The organism is Enterococcus xiangfangensis (assembly GCF_005405365.1).
GTDB lineage: Bacteria > Bacillota > Bacilli > Lactobacillales > Enterococcaceae > Enterococcus_A > Enterococcus_A xiangfangensis.
On the sequence record NZ_BJDX01000002.1, the window covers coordinates 278,895 to 295,020 of the forward strand.

Sequence of the window (16,126 nt, forward strand, 5' to 3'; positions counted from 1 at the left end):
ACTCTTTTTGTCAACAAACAATGAATTTTCAAAATAATTTGACAATTTGGTTTTTTTTCGGAATAATGATAAAAGATTAAAATTACCTGATAAATTGCTAAATTAAAGGAGACATTAGATGGAACAAAAAAAACGCAAGCAATTGTTAACATTGATTGAAGCGGACTGCCGTTTGAGTACTGAAGAATATGCTGTAATGTTGGGCGAGGATGAACTCGTTGTTGCTGCAGAAATCAAACGATTGGAGCAAGAAAAAATTATTTGTGGGTATCGCGCTTTGATCGATTGGGACAAAGTGGAAGATGATTGGATTGAGGCGCTTGTTGAGGTTCAAACCATTCCTAGAGGAGAAGAAGGGAATCGCGAAATCGCTGAACGAGTTCGTAAATTTCCTGAAGTTAAATCGTTCTTTTTTGTCAGTGGTGGGTTTGATTTTATTTTACTGTTGCAAGGACGTAATTTTAAAGAGATCTCGAAATTTATTTCGACTAATTTAGCATCAATTCCTGATGTTTCAGGAACACAGACTCATTTTTTATTAGAAAAATACAAAGAGTGGGGGATCGATTTGGATCAAACGGACTCCGATCCTAGAATCCAGGTGAGCCTATGAGAGATTTTTTAACGAAAAGAATTACAGATCTGCAACCATCCGGTATTCGTAAGTTTTTTGACATTGTTTCTGAACAGCCGGATGCGATTTCTTTAGGAGTCGGTGAGCCAGACTTCGATACGCCTTCTCACATGGTTCAAGAAGGGGTCCGTTCGCTTCAAGAAGGGCGAACATTTTATACTGCTAATGCGGGACTACTTGAATTACGTGAAAAGATCAGCGATTATTTATTGTTTCGCAATAAAATCAAATACGATCCAAGGAATGAAGTAATCGTGACAGTGGGCGGCAGCGAGGCTATCGATATGGCATTACGGATTTTTGTGGAGGCCGGCGATGAAGTGATCATTCCGCAACCAAGTTTTGTCTGTTATGAACCGATTACACAAATGGCTGGCGGAACACCGGTGACGATCGATCTGAAGGCAGAAAATCAATTTAGATTGACACCGGAAGAACTTGAAAGTGTACTGACGGAAAAAAGTAAAATTTTGATCTTATCGTATCCGAACAATCCAACTGGTGGTACGATGGATCGAGAAGCTTTGATTAAAATCGCGGATGTCGTGAAGAAACACGATCTATTGGTCATTACCGATGAAATCTACGCGGAACTAATGTATGATGAACCGTTCACCAGTATTGCGGAACTGCCGGGAATGCGGGAACGAACGATCGTCATTAATGGTTTTTCAAAAGGATTTGCTATGACGGGCTGGCGGTTAGGTTTTGTGGCTGGGCCTGAAATATTTATGGAACAGCTATTGAAACTTCATCAATACACGATTATGGCAGCGCCAACGGCAAGTCAATACGCTGCTTTAGCTGGTTTGAAAAATAATTGGCAAGAAACGGTAGAACCAATGCGCTTATCCTATGAAGAACGTCGGAATTATTTGCATCATGCGTTAGAAAAAATGGGATTGCCTTGCTACAAAGCCAAAGGAGCATTCTACCTCTTTCCACAGATCAGCCAATTTGGCTTAACTAGCGAAGAGTTTGCACTACGATTATTAGAAGAAGAAAAGCTGGCTGTAATTCCTGGTTCAGCTTTTGGAAAAAGCGGGGAAGGGTTTTTACGTCTTTCATATGCTTATTCAATTTACGAATTAAAAGAGGCAATCCAACGGCTAGAACGTTTTGTATTGCGTTTGAAGCAGTAAATAAACCTTTTTGAAACTATGATAGAAGTAAATAACTTCAAGAAAATAGAAAAAACGGTTGTGACAAGATTCTTGTCATGACCGCTTTTTTATAACTGACAGCGTAATACGAGGAGTGTTTTGAACACTAGTAAAAGCCCAGCTATAAATAGAGAAAGTGTCAGTTTGTTTGATCTACTTATACAGAAATAATCTGTGAGTTAGATAAAACTTCGTCTATATATTTGCTAAAAGCATTCTTACGTTTCATGATAAATGATAAGATGAAATTGTACCTTAGAAATCAAAAAGTTAATGAGGGAGGTTTTTATGCTTTCACGTTTCAAACAGTCAAAATTACTCTTTTGGACAGTCGAGATGGTCTTGGCGATCATCGGTATTTATTTTATTTTACAAATGCCCGATGTCTTTAAACCAGTGATAGGAATGATTTCTGCTATTTTACTGCCACTGTTGATTGCTGGGTTTCTCTATTACATGTTTGATCCAATCGTTGTTTTCTTAGAAGAACGGGCGGGAATTCCGCGCGTCTTTGGCTTTCTCTTAGCCTTCATCGTTATCGCTGTCGTGATTGTTTTGATCACGATGAATGCTGTTCCAAAGATGATCGAGCAAACGGTTCAACTGACACAAAATTTACCAGTCTATGCTGAAGAGACTGGACAGTGGTTAAATGAACTAGGCAGCCGATCAGAGTTTAAAAACTTTAATTTGGAGGACCAACTGGCTTCTGCAAATTTGACTATCAACAACTTGATTCAAATGGGCATCGTCAGTATAACTTCCAGCTTATCACTGATTGTTAGTTTTGCGATGAAATTTTTTGTGCTATTGTTTACAGTACCGTTTATTTTAATTTTTATGTTCAAAGATGGGCATAAATTTTTAGATGCAGTCTCTCATTTTTTTCCTTTGTCGATTCGTAAAGAACTGCGGCAAACGGTTCGTGAATTAAATGAAACACTTTCAACTTATATCAGCAGTACCGTTTTAGACGCTTTTATCATTGGCGTGTTAAGTTTTATTGCAATGACTATTTTTAAACAGCCGTATAGTTTGTTACTGGCTATTTTTTGCGGAGTCACAAATATCATTCCTTATGTAGGGCCTTTTATTGGAGCAGTGCCCGCAATCATTGTCGGCTTATTTGTTTCTCCTGCACAAGCAGTATATATGGGATTATCGATCTTGGTCATTCAGCAATTAGACGGCAATTTAATCAAACCACTACTTTTTGGCAAATCATTGAATATTCATCCTTTGACCATTATTTTGGTTTTGATTGGTGCAGGCAGTGTTGCGGGGATCCTGGGCATGTTGATCTGTATCCCGGTTTATGCGGTAATCAAGACATTGATCATCAATATGCATAAAATTTATCAACTTCGCCGAGAAAGTCAGTTGTTTAAAGAAAATGGCAAAAGTTAAAGGGAAAGTAAAAAGAGTGTGACAATTGTCACACTCTTTTTTTCATTAAACGGCAAGCAGCAATTCTTTCGAAAATAAACTGAGATTCCAAAAAAATTAAAGCAACAGTTTTTGAAAATTCCTTCTGCTTTCTTGAAGCTGTCCGTTATGGTCACTAGCTCGTTGAATTATTGTGAAATTTTTTCATAAATCAGGATCATAAAAAATAACTAATTTTTATCCTTATCGTCAGAATCGCGTAAAATTTTACTAGATATCGGTTTATTTCTTTCAAATTTAAAATGGTAGATTCCTAAAAGGGCGATAAACCAAATAGGGGAGAAAATCAATGCTTCCCGCGTATCGCTAGCTAGTGCTAAAACGAACAATACAAAAGCTAAAAAGACAAAGACTAAATAATTCGTATAAGGGAAGAGCGGTAATCTAAAGGTACTCTTTGCTGCTAAAGCTGGATTCGTCTTACGATAACGCAGATGCGTAAAGACGATCATTCCCCAAATAAAAATAAAACAGATGGTCGCAATTGAACTGATCAACGTAAAAATCCGACTAGGTACGAAGAAATTCAGGAGTACGGCAATAAAGATGATCAACGTTGAAAAGATCAATGCATTGCCGGGCACGCGATTTTTAGTTAACTTAGTGAATGGTTTAGGAGCACTGCCTTCTTGAGCCAATGAACGAACCATGCGACTGGTACTGTAGATCGCGCTGTTGCAAGCAGACATAGCAGAACTTAAAACGACTAAATTGACGATTGAAGCCGCTGCTGCGATCCCAATCTCTGAAAAAACTTGGACGAAGGGGCTTTGATCTGCTGATAAACTTGACCAAGGATAGATCGACATGATCACAAACAATGATCCTAGATAGAATAAAATGATCCGCAATGGGATAGTATCGATCGCTTTTGGCAAAACTGTTTTAGGATCAGAAGTTTCTCCGCCAATCAGTCCGACTAATTCCACACCACAAAAAGCAAAAGTCGCCATTTGGAAAGAAAGTACAAAACCGCCGGCACCTTTTGGAAAGAAGCCGCCATGCTGCCATAAATTATTGATATTAACGGTACCGGCACTTGTTTTGAAACCGGTGAAGAGCATAAATGCGCCAGCGACGATTAAAGCAATAATAGCAACTACTTTGATCAAGGCAAACCAAAATTCCAATTCACCAAAGAGTCCAACGGCTACCAGATTCAATCCCAGCAGTATGACTAACGCAATAACTTCTGGCAACCACTGGGGAATATTGGGCAGCCAGTAGCTGACGTACATTCCAGTCGCCGTCAGATCGGCCATCGCAATAGCGATCCAGCAAAACCAATAAGTCCAGCCGGTTACAAAGGCCGCTTTTTTTCCTAAGTAATCAGCGATAAAATCAAGAAAAGAGTGGTAATTCAAGTTAGATAGCATCAATTCGCCTAAAGCGCGCATAATCAAGAAAATAATGCAACCTGTGATTGTATAAGATAGAAGGATCGATGGACCAGTTAATTGAATGGTTTTTCCAGAACCAAGAAATAGTCCAGTGCCGATTGCTCCTCCGATTGAGATTAATTGAACGTGGCGATTTTTCAATCCTCTATCCAATTCTTCATGACTTTCCAATAAAATCAGTCCTTTTTTAAGAATAAAAGAAGTTTATCAGAAATCGACTTGCAGGTTAAAAAAAAATAGTTAAAATAATAAAATGATTAAAAAGTTCTGAAAATTTTAAAATAACAAAAGAATAAAAAGATTTGCCGAAGATTTCACTATAACTTGTGTCTGATAATGGTTAAAATGCTATAATATTGAAAACTTGTGTAAGATTATCAACTCATTCATTTACTATGAGCTGAGCCGATTCAAATTGTAAAAAAAATAGTACTGCATTAAGCAGTGTCGGATTGAATTATGAAATAAATATTGCTTGTATCTTTTGCCTAGTGATGGGAAAAGAAATTTTTTCTCTTTGAAACAATTGATTACACAATAAGAAAAAGGGGGAGCCGGTTTGAAAAAGAAAACAATCGGTTGGGTGCTATTAGGACTGGTTGTATTTGGCGCAATTAGTTTTGCTAGCTACCATATTTATCAAGAAAAAATGCTTCAGTCAGAAAAAGAGAACAAGAAGGTCTTGAATGATCGTCTGGCTGATCTTTATGAAGATCAAACGTTGGGTTACTTTAAAGCGGATATCTCGGCAGAGGCTTTTGATGATCTGACGTCTGAAGTAAAAAATCAGCGAGGAGAGCGTCGAACTTTAGATGAGATCGCTCAGGCAAAGAAAAATTTTGAGCTTCAAACTGATTTGAATGAACTATTTGAAAGTGATGTCTTAAATGGAATGGATTTATCTGCGCACCCAGTATTGAAAACACCAAATGAAAATCAGATCCAAACATTAAAGAACCAAGCAAACGAAAGTTCCGCCAAAGACAAAGAGTGGGGTCAAGATATTACTATGCTGTTAGGTATCGCGGAAACTCAAGCGAAAGATTTTACGGCTGCAGAAAACGATGTGAAAAATTTGGTCAATAAAGGAAGCGAGCTGACCTTATCGGACTATTTAACAGGGGTCAAAACATTAGCTGTTTTGCCCGACGGTAAATTCAAACAACAACTTTTAGATCAATTAGCACCAGTCAAAAATCAATTAGCCAATGAAAATGCTAGTTTTGCAACTCAGATTCAGAAAAGCGATGCCTCGATGGAAACTGCTAGAAAGAGTTATCAAGAGCGGCAGGCAAAAGTGTTGGCCGAGCGCAACAAAGAGCTTACGGCGTTAAAAAAAGACTTAGCTAAAAAACAAGCGACCTATGATTCATATAAAGATCTTCTCGAGTCAATCGAGGACAGTAAAAAAGATGAATCTTCACGTAAAGATTCAGAAAAGGAGTCGCGTTCTCGTGAGTCAGATTCTGAATCCAGCTCATCTTCTGACGCAGAGTCTTCAGATTCAGTAGAAGAAGAATAGTTTAAAATGAAATTGCTTTAGAGCAATAGCAAAAGGATGTGACAAATTTTTTGTCACATCCTTTTTTTGTATAGGTATTCTGATCGCTTCTATAATAAAATAAAAATTTTTTTTAATCTCTTGCCTCGTCTAGTTGTTTCTTCAACTCGCTGATTTGTTTATCAAGGTCTTTGCTTTGAGTTTTCGCCTCACTGATTTGGCTTTTTATGGTGTTTAGTTCCGAATTACGTTCTGCTTTTTCGTGGGCATACTCAACTTCTTTGTTCCGATAGACATTGGTATATTGATCAGAAAGTGATCCGCCTGAAGGTTCAACTTGTTGGATCAAGGTGAAGACTTGTTGAGCATATTGATCAAAAATCTGCCAATTGTCTTGTGTATCAGTCACGATGATCTCAAGCTGACTGAGTGTATCGATTCGTTCAGAGATCAATTGATTACTAAAAGTCGAGGCTTCTTCGACCATGGGTGTATTCAATTTTGCTGCGGTTAATTCATTGGCTTTTTGTTTTGCTAATGTATCAATATTGGCAGTTGCTGCTTGCAAGGCATTTTTCCGAGTTTCTAAGACTTGTTTCGTTTGGCTGGAACGAGTGACTAATTGGTTATCAACTTTTTGTACAGAAGCAGGCATTTGGAAATCGACATCTTCCTTTCCGTTGTTCAGAAGATCCATTGTTTGTTTAAAAATCTCCTTTGTTGCCTGTCCGACACTTGCGTTGTCTTGCGGTTGCGGTGTATCATCCCCCGCCCAGACAGCCACAGTGTAATAAGGAGTAGCACCCACGGTCCATAGATCCTTGGCTTCATCAGTCGTACCCGTTTTAACCGCCCAATACTGATTATGTGCTAAGTTTAAACTAGCCGCTGTGCCGTCTGCATTTTGATGCACAGCTTTCATCGTATCGATTGTTAAATACGCGGCATCATCACTATAGATTTTTTGCTGTGTAAGATCGTCTTGCGTAAATATTTCTTGACCGGTATCTTTGCGTTTGATCGTGTTGATATTCAGCGGTGCTCGATAATTTCCTTGATTTACGAGCGTTGCGATGCCGCTAGCCATTTCTTGCGTAGTAGCCCCATAAGTCATCCCGCCGACAGCAATGATCGGGTTATCGTCTCCGACATCAAGACCAGTAAATTGCATTTGCGCAAGCGGCTGGTAGATCGGTTCTTTCAGTTCCGTGCGATTTTCTTCGGCTAATTTATAAGCCACGACATTAGAAGAGATTGCTAACGCGTTGCGTAACGTCAGATTTCCTTTTGAAGCATTGTAAACATTATTAGGGTAGGTACTATTTGGGCGATCATCTGAGACAGTTGTTGTTTCTAACAAACCGCGTTCATATGCTGGAGCGTAAGAAACGAGTGGTTTGATCGCAGACCCAGGTTGACGATAGGAAAGAAAAGCTCGGTTATAATTATTGCCTTCTTCACCACGACCGCCGATACTTGCCACGACATTGCCCGTTTGATTATCAATCACAGTCATCGCCGCCTGTTTTGTATATAGGCTATTTTCGCCGCGATCTTGCCAAGCATTCATAGTGTTGCTGAGGATGCTTTGTAATTGATCATGCAGCGCAGTATCAATATTTGTGCTGATTTGATAGCCGCCGGAGATGATTCGTTGATAAACTTTGTTATATGCAACTTTGTATTCTTTATTGTAACGTTCTTCTTCTTCTTTTGAATCAAACTGGTATTGGAAGCGGAAGTCTTGCTGTCCCATTAAGACTTTGGCAGCAGAATCAACGGCTAGAGCGACCTCATTGCTGTCTAGTTGATTATTTAGCGCATTACTGTGGATCTTCGCCGTGAAGTCATCTGCTACAGCTTTTTCATATTGTTTATTCGTAATGTAGCCTTGTGCGTTCATTTCTTTTAAGATCAGTTTGGCACGTTTCAAAGCATTTTGCTTATTAGTCGTTGGGTCAAAAATTCCAGGATTATTAGTAACGCCAATCAATGTCGCTTTTTCTAGCAGACTTGTATCATTAATCGATTGACCAAAGTAAACTTTTGCCGCAGCATTAATTCCATAAGCACCGTGACCAAAATAAACATTGTTTAAATAATATTCTAAAATTTGATGTTTCGTGAAGCGTTTTTCTAACGCTTGCGCCATGACCATTTCTTCCACTTTACGCGAGATTGAGACTTCAGGGGTCAAATAAATATTTTTGACCAGCTGTTGAGTAATTGTTGATGCCCCACGAACGCCTTTCCCGGTAGCGGCATTCAATGCGATGGTCAATAAACCTTGTGTATCTACGCCGTGGTGTTCATAAAAACGTTTGTCTTCGATCGAGATCAGAGCTTGCGAAACTAACGGATCCATTTTTTTATAAGTTAGATAATCACGTTCTTGAGTCTTGAGCTCTTTGATCGTTTGACCATTTTTATCTAGAATCGTTGTAGGGTGGTGCTGTTTGAAGTCGCTCTCTTGAATTTTTGCCGCATGTTCTTCTCCGGCATCGATGGCAGCTGTTACTTCTTTTCCATATTTTTGGAAGAAAAAAATAGTTCCAGTAATGATCAGTAAAATCATCACTGCAAGAATACTCAGCGAGATTTTAGTTGATTTCGCTAGCTTTTTACGGGATGCTTTTTTTTTCTGCTTCTTTGTTTTATTATCTAATTTTTTCTGATGTCGTTCTTGTCTCTTCGCCATATCCGCCTGTCCTTATAAAATCATTTCTTCTAGTGTAATGGAAAATGATTAGAATGACTATCATATTCATATTTTTCCAAGGAAAAATTTAGATTATCTATAAAAATAAAAAGAGAATTGCTAGAAATACTTGACGCTTGCTGCATTAGTCGCCACAATAAGGATGAAATGAGGTGACTTATGAACACGTCAAAAAAATGGTTGGTTTTTTGGGGCGTTCTAGCTGCGCTATTCGTGGGCTCTTTTGGGATCATATTGAGTGGGAATTTTCCGCAGTTTACGATTCCCTTCAGTGTCTTCGCCAGTGAGGATAAAACAGAGAAAAAAGAAGAATTGCCAAAACTAAAAATAGTAGCACTTAGAGAGATCAACGATCAAGAATTATTAAAGCAGCAAACAGAAAAAGTGGCGGCTTTAAATCAGGCATTTAAAGACAACGCCAGCTTTTCAAGTTCGCAGGCAATGGCAGATACAATCGAAGAAATCTATGGGGCAGCTAAAGATGAAAAAAATAGCTTTAAGCTTTATCGGAAAATCTATCCTATGGTGAGTTCGGAGGAGAGCGGGTTTGTCACTGTGAGCCTGATCGGTTTTGGTCAACGGTTAGTCGACGATCAGCCGATGATGATCCAACGTCAAATCTGGAGTTTTACAGATACTAGCGGAGCACGCCATGACTACACGGTGAGTCTGCGATTCAATGACCAAGAGTTGACAGCGTTGACTGCTGAAGAAGGCGGAGAGGCTGCATCAGTTATTACTAATGATGATACTTATCTAGATAAGTCAGCTGATTTTGAGACTGCCTGGTCAGAGTTGGTTCGTCGCGGGACGGACATCCAGCTCTATCGTGAAATGAAAAAAGACGGTATGGATAGTGATCAAACCGAATTTAAAGCGTTAGAAAAGAGTATCGCAGTAACGGATCCAAGTGGATTTTTTGCATTGTTCGACGCGACTCGCGGCGATCTTACCCATGCGTATTTATCCGGATTTTACCACACGAATACCCCGACAGACGGGCAATCAGATTATTACTTCCGAGTACCGACTTCTGAAAAAAAAGTAGCAGAGTTTCTAGTCGTTTACGATCGCTTGCAGCAAAAAATCGTATCGATCAACCGTCGATGAGTACAAAAAAGTGTTAGGAGCATGTGCTTCTAACACTTTTTTTAATCGATAATGAGAGCCTCATGACCTGTTTCCGGTAAAAATTTTTCAAATAAATCTGCAGTCTTTAGTTTCATATAATTTGTAACGGAGCCAGAACTGCAGCCATACCATTCCCGTTTGGCAACGGATTGGTCGAAAACTAACTGAATTTCATGATTGGGGTCCTTTAACAAACTAAAAATGGTCGCTGCGCCGGGAATGACACCTAAGCGTTCATTGAGCAAGTCAATAGAAGCAAAGGAGACACGGGGGATCGCTAGTTTTTTACCGAATTCTTTTGTAACAAATTTAAAGTTTGCCGGTGTGATATAAAGATAGAACTTCGTTTTTTTCTGATTACATAAAAAAATCGTTTTTACAACTTCGATTCCTAAGCGAGCATCAATATCAAGACAATCTTCCATTGTTACCGCTTCACCGGTTGCTACTTGATAAAAGGGAATCTCTAACGTTGTTAATGTTTCGTAGGTCATCTTTTCCAATTCCGAGCCAAACTCAGTCGGTGGGGTAGTCTGTATGTCGCTTACGTAAACCATAGCGGCCTCCTTTTTACTTGTGATTAATAATACAATACTTGTTTTTGAATCGTTTCTCAAGTTGAACGTGATTATTTCGGCTGTTTAGCTAAATCTTTTTTCACAAGTGCTGCTAAAATCATTTCGATGTCATGGTAATCCGTCTCAGAAATATTGGAGCGAATGATGATCGATTCTTGACCCTCGAGCAGAAAACTTTTACAGGTCGGGGAGGTACCGATAATCAGCTGGGCCGCTTTCGGATCTTCGACAAACTGCAATCGGTATCGATTCTTGAAATACAAACGAATTCTTTGGCGAATAAAAATACTAAACAATTCACTATATTCAGAAAAAGCATACACTGATATTTCTGGTAAACAGTTTTCTAAAGAAAAAAGAGTCACACAAGTTAAAAACGAGTAGACGCGCAGCTGGTTTCGATCATAATCGGGAACTGCTCGAGTAAGGTCGTCCCAAAATGCTTCAAACCGGCGAAAGTAGTAAGGAAATTGAGTGCGTACACAATTGAGCGCAACACTGCTTCTCAGCCGGTCGATCATTGAATCATTTAACTTGAAAAAATTTAGGGCGGCATAGTGTCGCTTGATTTTTTGCGCGACAAATTCTTGTTCACGGCGATCTAACGGTCTAAAATGATGTGAAAAACAGTCTACCCATTGACAGACAGCTCGCTCTAGGAAAGGTTCATTTAGCGTTTTTTTAGTAGCAAGTTCAAAATCGGTCAAAAAAGAACTATAAAGAGCATAAAGAAAAAAATGCCAGTCATTTGTGTTCCAATTTCTTAAATAAATTGGTTTTTTGGGGTAGTCGAAATGCTCCAACTGCTCTTTTTCATCACTGGTGAAAAGAAGTTCGCCCTTTTGGCTGAGGGATTGATTGACAATCAGTAGCCAGAAACCGATGATTTCTAAGTTCGTCGGGTTGCTTATGAGTTTTAAATCAGCTTCGATTTGTCGGGCGATTTGTAAATAGGCATCTGGATTGATCCATTCAATTTGATTGAACTGATGATACAGTTCTCTAATAAAGAGATAATAAAAACGTCGGATATCGATTTCTCGTCCTTTTAAACTGATTTTAGCTGAACAGGAAATGTAAAGATCATAGTCAGTCAGCCCCTGATTGATTTCTCTGATTTTTCGACGCAGTTTTGATTCACTGATATTTTTATCCATACAAAATTGAATAGCTGAAATTTTTCTTTTTGCTAAAATTGCGTGGAGGATCTCGCAAGCGAGATCGTGTTGGTAAAGATAACTGGTCAATGATTGCAGATTTGTAGAAGATCGGTCTAATTGAATACCACGGCCATTATCCATACGCAATTTCAATGAATAATCGTCATCAGTATAAAGCTTGTCGATGATTGTTTGCAGTTCTTTGCAATTTACCCGAATCGTACCTAGACTAGCGGAACCAATTTTTGCTTGCAATTCTTTCAAGGAGGTTGGTTCTTGTAAGCCGTCCAAAATCTCGATGATCTGAATCTTCAACAATGTGTTTCGATCCATCTCAAGCATAAAATTCTCCTCCAATCGTATTAAATAATCGGCAACACCGTTTTATATAATAAGTTAAAATAATATTTAATACAAATTAAACGCTGTCAAGTGATAAAAAAACAAATTTATGCTTAAATAATAAAATGTTTTTATGATATAACTATAGTTATGATTATGTTCGTTAAATATTATCTAAAAAAAACTGAAAATAGCAGTCTGAGCTTTTTGAGAGGGGAAATTTTGCTTTTTTCGTCGCTAAGCGATATCTGAGGATAACGACAAGAAGAGGGACTACGCTCAGTGAAGGGGAGTTGCGTGCGGTCTTTTTTCAAACAATTCGATTAGATTTTTTGGACTTTGCTTGCTGACACAAATATTTCAAGTTACACTAAAATAAAAAAGGAAGTGGCCTTTTGTATTTGATCATATTAGTAGTTTTTGTCATTTTAGTAGGAGCATATAATATTTATCTCAACCTTGCACGCCGTAAGAAGAAAAAGGTGACACCTTTGATGGTGAATATCCAAGTGACATTGAATATTGTATTAGTTATTGCAGGGTTGCTTTATTTGATTTTTGGATAAAAAAAGAGGAAGACAAGAAGTGGAACTTCACTAGTTAGATGTAAAAAGCTAACTTCGTGAGTGGTTCAACAGCTGTCATTCCTCTTTTTTTAACGAATAGAAACAATTTGTGCGCCAAATGGCATCAGCGCCAAGCGAGCAAGTTTCAAAGATTGCATAGCAAATGGGATTCCTACAATTGTGATAGCAAGCAAAGCAGCGCTGACCAAGTGTCCTATTGCTAAAGGAATACCAGAAACGATTAACCAAATAATATTAACGATCAAGTTTACACCAGTTGTCTGGTACACAACGTCTTTACCAAACGGCGCAAAGCTCAAACTGGCAAACTTAAAGCATTGTAAACCAATAGGAATACCGATAATGGTGATACACCATAAGATCCCGGCCAAACACCAAGTCAAACCACCGATCAAGCCGCCAAAGATAAACCAGATAAGATTACCTAAACAAGACATTTATCATTCCTCCATTTATTGACCAGTATATCATTTTGCAGATCAAATACATCCATCTTAAGATGGAATAAACTAGCTAAAAAAGCAGCAATATGCTAGATTCATTAAAAAAGATCAGAGAATTTTTTGAGGAGGTCTATGCTTTGGAACAATTCGAATTACTTTCTGTTGATCAAGCAACATGGCTAAAAGGCTATCATTGGCCTTGTGAAGATCCGCAGTCAGTTCTCCAAGTATCACACGGAATGGCAGAGCATTTATTGCGCTATCAGCCGTTAGCTGATTATTTAAATAAGCAAAAAATCGTGATGATCGGTCATGATCATCTTGGACACGGCGCTTCGATCCATACAGATCCGCCGGGTTATTTTCATGACAAAACGTTAAAACATGGATTGGTTCAAGATTTGTATCAAGTAACGCAATGGGGAAAAAACAAGTATCCGAATCTGCCTTTTTTTATCTTGGGTCACAGTATGGGCTCATTTATTTTGCGGAATTACTTGTATGAATTTGGTGAGAAGCTCACTGGTGCGATTTTAGTTGGAACAGGCCAGCAGCCGCTTTGGCTCACCCGCTTTGGTCAACAATCCGCTAAATTATTGGGGAAAATTCAAGGAGAGAAGCATCCTAGTAAATTGATCGATCAACTCGCTTTTGGCAATATGAATCGCAAGATACACAACAAAAAAACAAATAAGGATTGGCTGGTTAGTTTGCCTGAAGAAGTTACAGCGTACTTAGCAGATCCTGACTGCGGTTTTCTTTTTACCTTAAATGGGTATCAGGAACTTTTTTCATTGATTATTCGTGCACAAGAGCCTGAAGAGATAAACAAAATACCAAAGGAACTGCCATTATTATTTTTATCAGGCAAAGCAGATCCAATCGGAGATTTTGGTAAAGGAGTAATGAAAGCAGCAAGTACTTATCAAGCTGCTGGAATGAAGCAGGTGACGGTTCGACTTTATGAAAAAGCCCGTCATGAATTGTTAAATGAAGCTCAAAAATCGACAGTTTTTCATGATATCAGCAAATGGATGGAAAATATTTCTATAAAATGATATTATTGAAAAAATTCTAAGGATTTGAGGGATCGTATGAAAGCAAAATTCATGATTGATTATCGCCATCAATGTGACTGGCAGCCGCAAGGTGGTCAACAGCAATCACCAATTAATATCCAAACAGCTCAAATTGTAACCAATGATTCACTTGCAAGTATCCAAGTGAATTTTGCTAAAACAACGGCAACGTTTCTAAATAATGGACAAAACCTGCAATTGTTGGGGGCAGGACAAGCCTTTTTCAATCACAGCTTGTTTCAATTTGTCCAAGTTCATTTTCATGCGGATTCTGAGCATCAAATCGACGGAAAGACCTATCCTTTAGAAGGTCATTTTCTTTTCCAAACACCCAACGGACGAACGGCTGTTATCGGAGTACTTTATCAAGTGGGAGAACATAATCTGGATTTTGAACATGTTTTGAATCAATACGATCAGCAGCAAGGAGAGGGAGAGTTTTCAGTCGCACGTTTGATCCCCGAGAATAAAAGTTATTATCATTATGCGGGTTCGTTGACAACACCACCTTTGACTGAAGGGGTGGAATGGTATGTGATGCATACGGTTTTAGAAGTCTCTGAAGAGCAGATCCAACGATTTATTTCTATTCACGGAAGAAATAACCGTATTTGTCAATCGCTGAACAGTCGAAAAATAGTAAGTTTTAACGAATAAAGGGATGCGATCAAAGTCTAGTCACATCCCTTTTTTTTAGGTGGGTATGGTTATCGCAACGCCATTACTGACTGTGGTTTAGTTTTGTTTCTTTGGTGCAGCTACATGTAACCCTCTGCTTCTTTTCGGGTTAGCCAAAAATGAATACCACCAGTAGAATCAGCCCAGCGATTGGGGTTGAAGTTTTCTGCCACGACCCATTTGCCCACACGATAAATAAACTCACTGTCAACATAAGAGACCGCTTCGTTATAATTTTCTAGTGTATACATATCTTTGATCGTCAGTACTTTGGCTTTATCACAGCGGCAACAAGTGTTGGTAGCAGAAGTTCTGCGGGCATCGGCGGGAATCAGCAATTGGACGATTTTAAAGCCAAAACATTTTTTATAGCCGATCAATGGGCCTTCTGCTGGACAGTAAAGGTCAAAAAATTGAGTCTGATTATCATGGATGATCTTGGTTAAATCAGCATGTTCCAACATGGCAAAAAATAAATTTGCACCAGAAATATCGGCTTCTCGCAAATTGGAATCTTGAAAATCGGTGCCTTTCAATGAAGCTCCCCGTAAAATCGTACCAGAAAAGTTGCAATTACGGCATAAACAGTTCTCTAAATTTGCACCAGTCAAATCGGCATTAGAAAAGTCAACATTTTCAAAAGTCAAATCGTGAAAATCGGCATTTTGTAATTTGCGGAATGAAAAATCATGATTTTTAAGTCCGTTACACATAGCGATCATTTCCTCTCCCAGTTCTTTCTATCTATTCTAGCACCTTCAAGTAAGAGAAACTATTCCAAATATAAGGAGCGGTTAGCGTTGAAAGCAGATTTAGTGGGGAGCGCATTTTCAATTTTATAATCGAGAATCAATTTCTTTTAAAGCTTTTTCTGGTACTTGATCACGTCGAAGCTCTTCATATGTTTCGACATGAGCACCTTTATTAGTCAGTTTTAAGTAGCGATTCGTCTTTAGTTTGGTGAGTCCATTAAAGCGAATCGTCCGTGTTTCACCATCTTTATTAGCAGCAAGATGTTTGTAGCTGGCTGTTCCATACTCATTAACAGATTGCGGTACACCAGTTTTTACATAAAGTTCACTTTGGAAAACTAAAGGATTGAGCTGGTCTAAAACACCAGCGACTTCGCTGGCTGAATGACTGGCATAGAGCCTAGCACCTAAAAGCAAAATGAAAATGCCGCTAATGATGCCAAATAGTTTTTTTAACATAGAATAATTAGTCCCTTCAAATTTGATACATTCAGCTTATCACCATTTTGAAAG

15 protein-coding genes are annotated in these 16,126 nt (G+C 38.6%); 8 read left to right on the forward strand and 7 right to left on the reverse strand.

Annotated elements, in window-relative coordinates; all coding sequences use genetic code 11:
• The first annotated feature begins 118 nt into the window (after positions 1-118).
• The 3 genes from FFM68_RS03485 (at position 119) to FFM68_RS03495 (ending at position 3,204) form a co-directional block, all read left to right on the forward strand.
• Positions 119-613, forward strand: a complete 495-nt coding sequence (locus tag FFM68_RS03485) for an Lrp/AsnC family transcriptional regulator (protein WP_137618046.1) — start codon at positions 119-121, stop codon at positions 611-613.
• Positions 610-1,776, forward strand: coding sequence for an aminotransferase class I/II-fold pyridoxal phosphate-dependent enzyme (locus FFM68_RS03490; RefSeq protein ID WP_137618047.1), 1,167 nt, complete (start codon positions 610-612; stop codon positions 1,774-1,776). Before FFM68_RS03485 ends, FFM68_RS03490 begins: the two co-directional genes overlap by 4 nt.
• 309 nt (positions 1,777-2,085) lie before the next feature.
• Positions 2,086-3,204 carry an AI-2E family transporter gene (locus FFM68_RS03495; protein WP_137618048.1) on the forward strand — a complete coding sequence of 373 codons (1,119 nt, stop codon included), beginning with the start codon at positions 2,086-2,088 and terminating at the stop codon, positions 3,202-3,204.
• A gap of 209 nt (positions 3,205-3,413) precedes the next feature.
• On the opposite strand, the gene FFM68_RS03500 is transcribed toward FFM68_RS03495, so the two are convergent.
• Entirely contained in the window at positions 3,414-4,814 is a 1,401-nt protein-coding gene (locus FFM68_RS03500; RefSeq protein WP_137618049.1) for an amino acid permease, read from the reverse strand.
• Between the two features lie 388 nt (positions 4,815-5,202).
• On the opposite strand from FFM68_RS03500, the gene FFM68_RS03505 reads away from it, so the two are divergent.
• Entirely contained in the window at positions 5,203-6,165 is a 963-nt protein-coding gene (locus FFM68_RS03505; protein ID WP_137618050.1) for a GumC domain-containing protein, read from the forward strand.
• A 112-nt stretch (positions 6,166-6,277) separates the two neighbouring features.
• On the opposite strand, the gene FFM68_RS03510 is transcribed toward FFM68_RS03505, so the two are convergent.
• Positions 6,278-8,842, reverse strand: coding sequence for a transglycosylase domain-containing protein (locus FFM68_RS03510; protein WP_137618051.1), 2,565 nt, complete (start codon positions 8,840-8,842; stop codon positions 6,278-6,280).
• 180 nt (positions 8,843-9,022) lie between these two features.
• Between FFM68_RS03510 and FFM68_RS03515 the strand changes: the two genes are divergently transcribed.
• Positions 9,023-9,973 carry a hypothetical protein gene (locus FFM68_RS03515; protein ID WP_137618052.1) on the forward strand — a complete coding sequence of 317 codons (951 nt, stop codon included), beginning with the start codon at positions 9,023-9,025 and terminating at the stop codon, positions 9,971-9,973.
• Positions 9,974-10,014: 41 nt separating this feature from the next.
• On the opposite strand, the gene FFM68_RS03520 is transcribed toward FFM68_RS03515, so the two are convergent.
• Together FFM68_RS03520 and FFM68_RS03525 are read right to left on the reverse strand one after the other, a co-directional pair.
• On the reverse strand, positions 10,015-10,551 hold the full coding sequence (locus FFM68_RS03520; protein ID WP_137618053.1) for a YbaK/EbsC family protein: 537 nt from the start codon (positions 10,549-10,551) through the stop codon (positions 10,015-10,017).
• 71 nt (positions 10,552-10,622) lie between these two features.
• Positions 10,623-12,074 carry a helix-turn-helix domain-containing protein gene (locus FFM68_RS03525; protein WP_137618054.1) on the reverse strand — a complete coding sequence of 484 codons (1,452 nt, stop codon included), beginning with the start codon at positions 12,072-12,074 and terminating at the stop codon, positions 10,623-10,625.
• Positions 12,075-12,469: 395 nt separating this feature from the next.
• On the opposite strand from FFM68_RS03525, the gene FFM68_RS13085 reads away from it, so the two are divergent.
• Positions 12,470-12,640: a hypothetical protein gene (locus FFM68_RS13085; RefSeq protein WP_167483445.1), complete on the forward strand. Its 171-nt coding sequence runs from the start codon at positions 12,470-12,472 to the stop codon at positions 12,638-12,640.
• A gap of 89 nt (positions 12,641-12,729) precedes the next feature.
• Here FFM68_RS13085 and FFM68_RS03530 read toward each other — a convergent pair whose 3' ends face one another.
• Positions 12,730-13,098 carry a YccF domain-containing protein gene (locus FFM68_RS03530; protein ID WP_137618055.1) on the reverse strand — a complete coding sequence of 123 codons (369 nt, stop codon included), beginning with the start codon at positions 13,096-13,098 and terminating at the stop codon, positions 12,730-12,732.
• 143 nt (positions 13,099-13,241) lie between these two features.
• Here FFM68_RS03530 and FFM68_RS03535 point away from each other — a divergent pair, with 143 nt between their 5' ends.
• Both FFM68_RS03535 and FFM68_RS03540 read left to right on the forward strand, forming a co-directional pair.
• The gene (locus FFM68_RS03535; protein WP_239585043.1) at positions 13,242-14,162 is read left to right on the forward strand and encodes an alpha/beta fold hydrolase; all 921 of its coding nucleotides are present in this window, start codon (positions 13,242-13,244) and stop codon (positions 14,160-14,162) included.
• Between the two features lie 36 nt (positions 14,163-14,198).
• The gene (locus tag FFM68_RS03540) at positions 14,199-14,840 is read left to right on the forward strand and encodes a carbonic anhydrase family protein (protein ID WP_137618057.1); all 642 of its coding nucleotides are present in this window, start codon (positions 14,199-14,201) and stop codon (positions 14,838-14,840) included.
• 101 nt (positions 14,841-14,941) lie between these two features.
• Here FFM68_RS03540 and FFM68_RS03545 read toward each other — a convergent pair whose 3' ends face one another.
• A complete protein-coding gene (locus FFM68_RS03545; RefSeq protein WP_137618146.1) occupies positions 14,942-15,574 on the reverse strand; it encodes a pentapeptide repeat-containing protein in 633 nt (210 codons plus the stop codon).
• 123 nt (positions 15,575-15,697) lie between these two features.
• A complete protein-coding gene (locus tag FFM68_RS03550; protein WP_137618058.1) occupies positions 15,698-16,072 on the reverse strand; it encodes a YxeA family protein in 375 nt (124 codons plus the stop codon).
• Positions 16,073-16,126 lie beyond the last annotated feature (54 nt).

Excerpts from the sequence above, each read along its gene's own strand:
- FFM68_RS03530 (WP_137618055.1), bottom strand. The coding sequence starts at position 13,098 with ATGTCTTGTTTAGGTAATCTTATCTGGTTTATCTTTGGCGGCTTGATC.
- FFM68_RS03495 (WP_137618048.1), top strand. The coding sequence starts at position 2,086 with ATGCTTTCACGTTTCAAACAGTCAAAATTACTCTTTTGGACAGTCGAG.
- FFM68_RS03525 (WP_137618054.1), bottom strand. The coding sequence starts at position 12,074 with ATGCTTGAGATGGATCGAAACACATTGTTGAAGATTCAGATCATCGAG.
- FFM68_RS03550 (WP_137618058.1), bottom strand. The coding sequence starts at position 16,072 with ATGTTAAAAAAACTATTTGGCATCATTAGCGGCATTTTCATTTTGCTT.
- FFM68_RS03520 (WP_137618053.1), bottom strand. The coding sequence starts at position 10,551 with ATGGTTTACGTAAGCGACATACAGACTACCCCACCGACTGAGTTTGGC.
- FFM68_RS03515 (WP_137618052.1), top strand. The coding sequence starts at position 9,023 with ATGAACACGTCAAAAAAATGGTTGGTTTTTTGGGGCGTTCTAGCTGCG.
- FFM68_RS03485 (WP_137618046.1), top strand. The coding sequence starts at position 119 with ATGGAACAAAAAAAACGCAAGCAATTGTTAACATTGATTGAAGCGGAC.
- FFM68_RS03545 (WP_137618146.1), bottom strand. The coding sequence starts at position 15,574 with ATGTGTAACGGACTTAAAAATCATGATTTTTCATTCCGCAAATTACAA.
- FFM68_RS03540 (WP_137618057.1), top strand. The coding sequence starts at position 14,199 with ATGAAAGCAAAATTCATGATTGATTATCGCCATCAATGTGACTGGCAG.
- FFM68_RS03490 (WP_137618047.1), top strand. The coding sequence starts at position 610 with ATGAGAGATTTTTTAACGAAAAGAATTACAGATCTGCAACCATCCGGT.
- FFM68_RS03510 (WP_137618051.1), bottom strand. The coding sequence starts at position 8,842 with ATGGCGAAGAGACAAGAACGACATCAGAAAAAATTAGATAATAAAACA.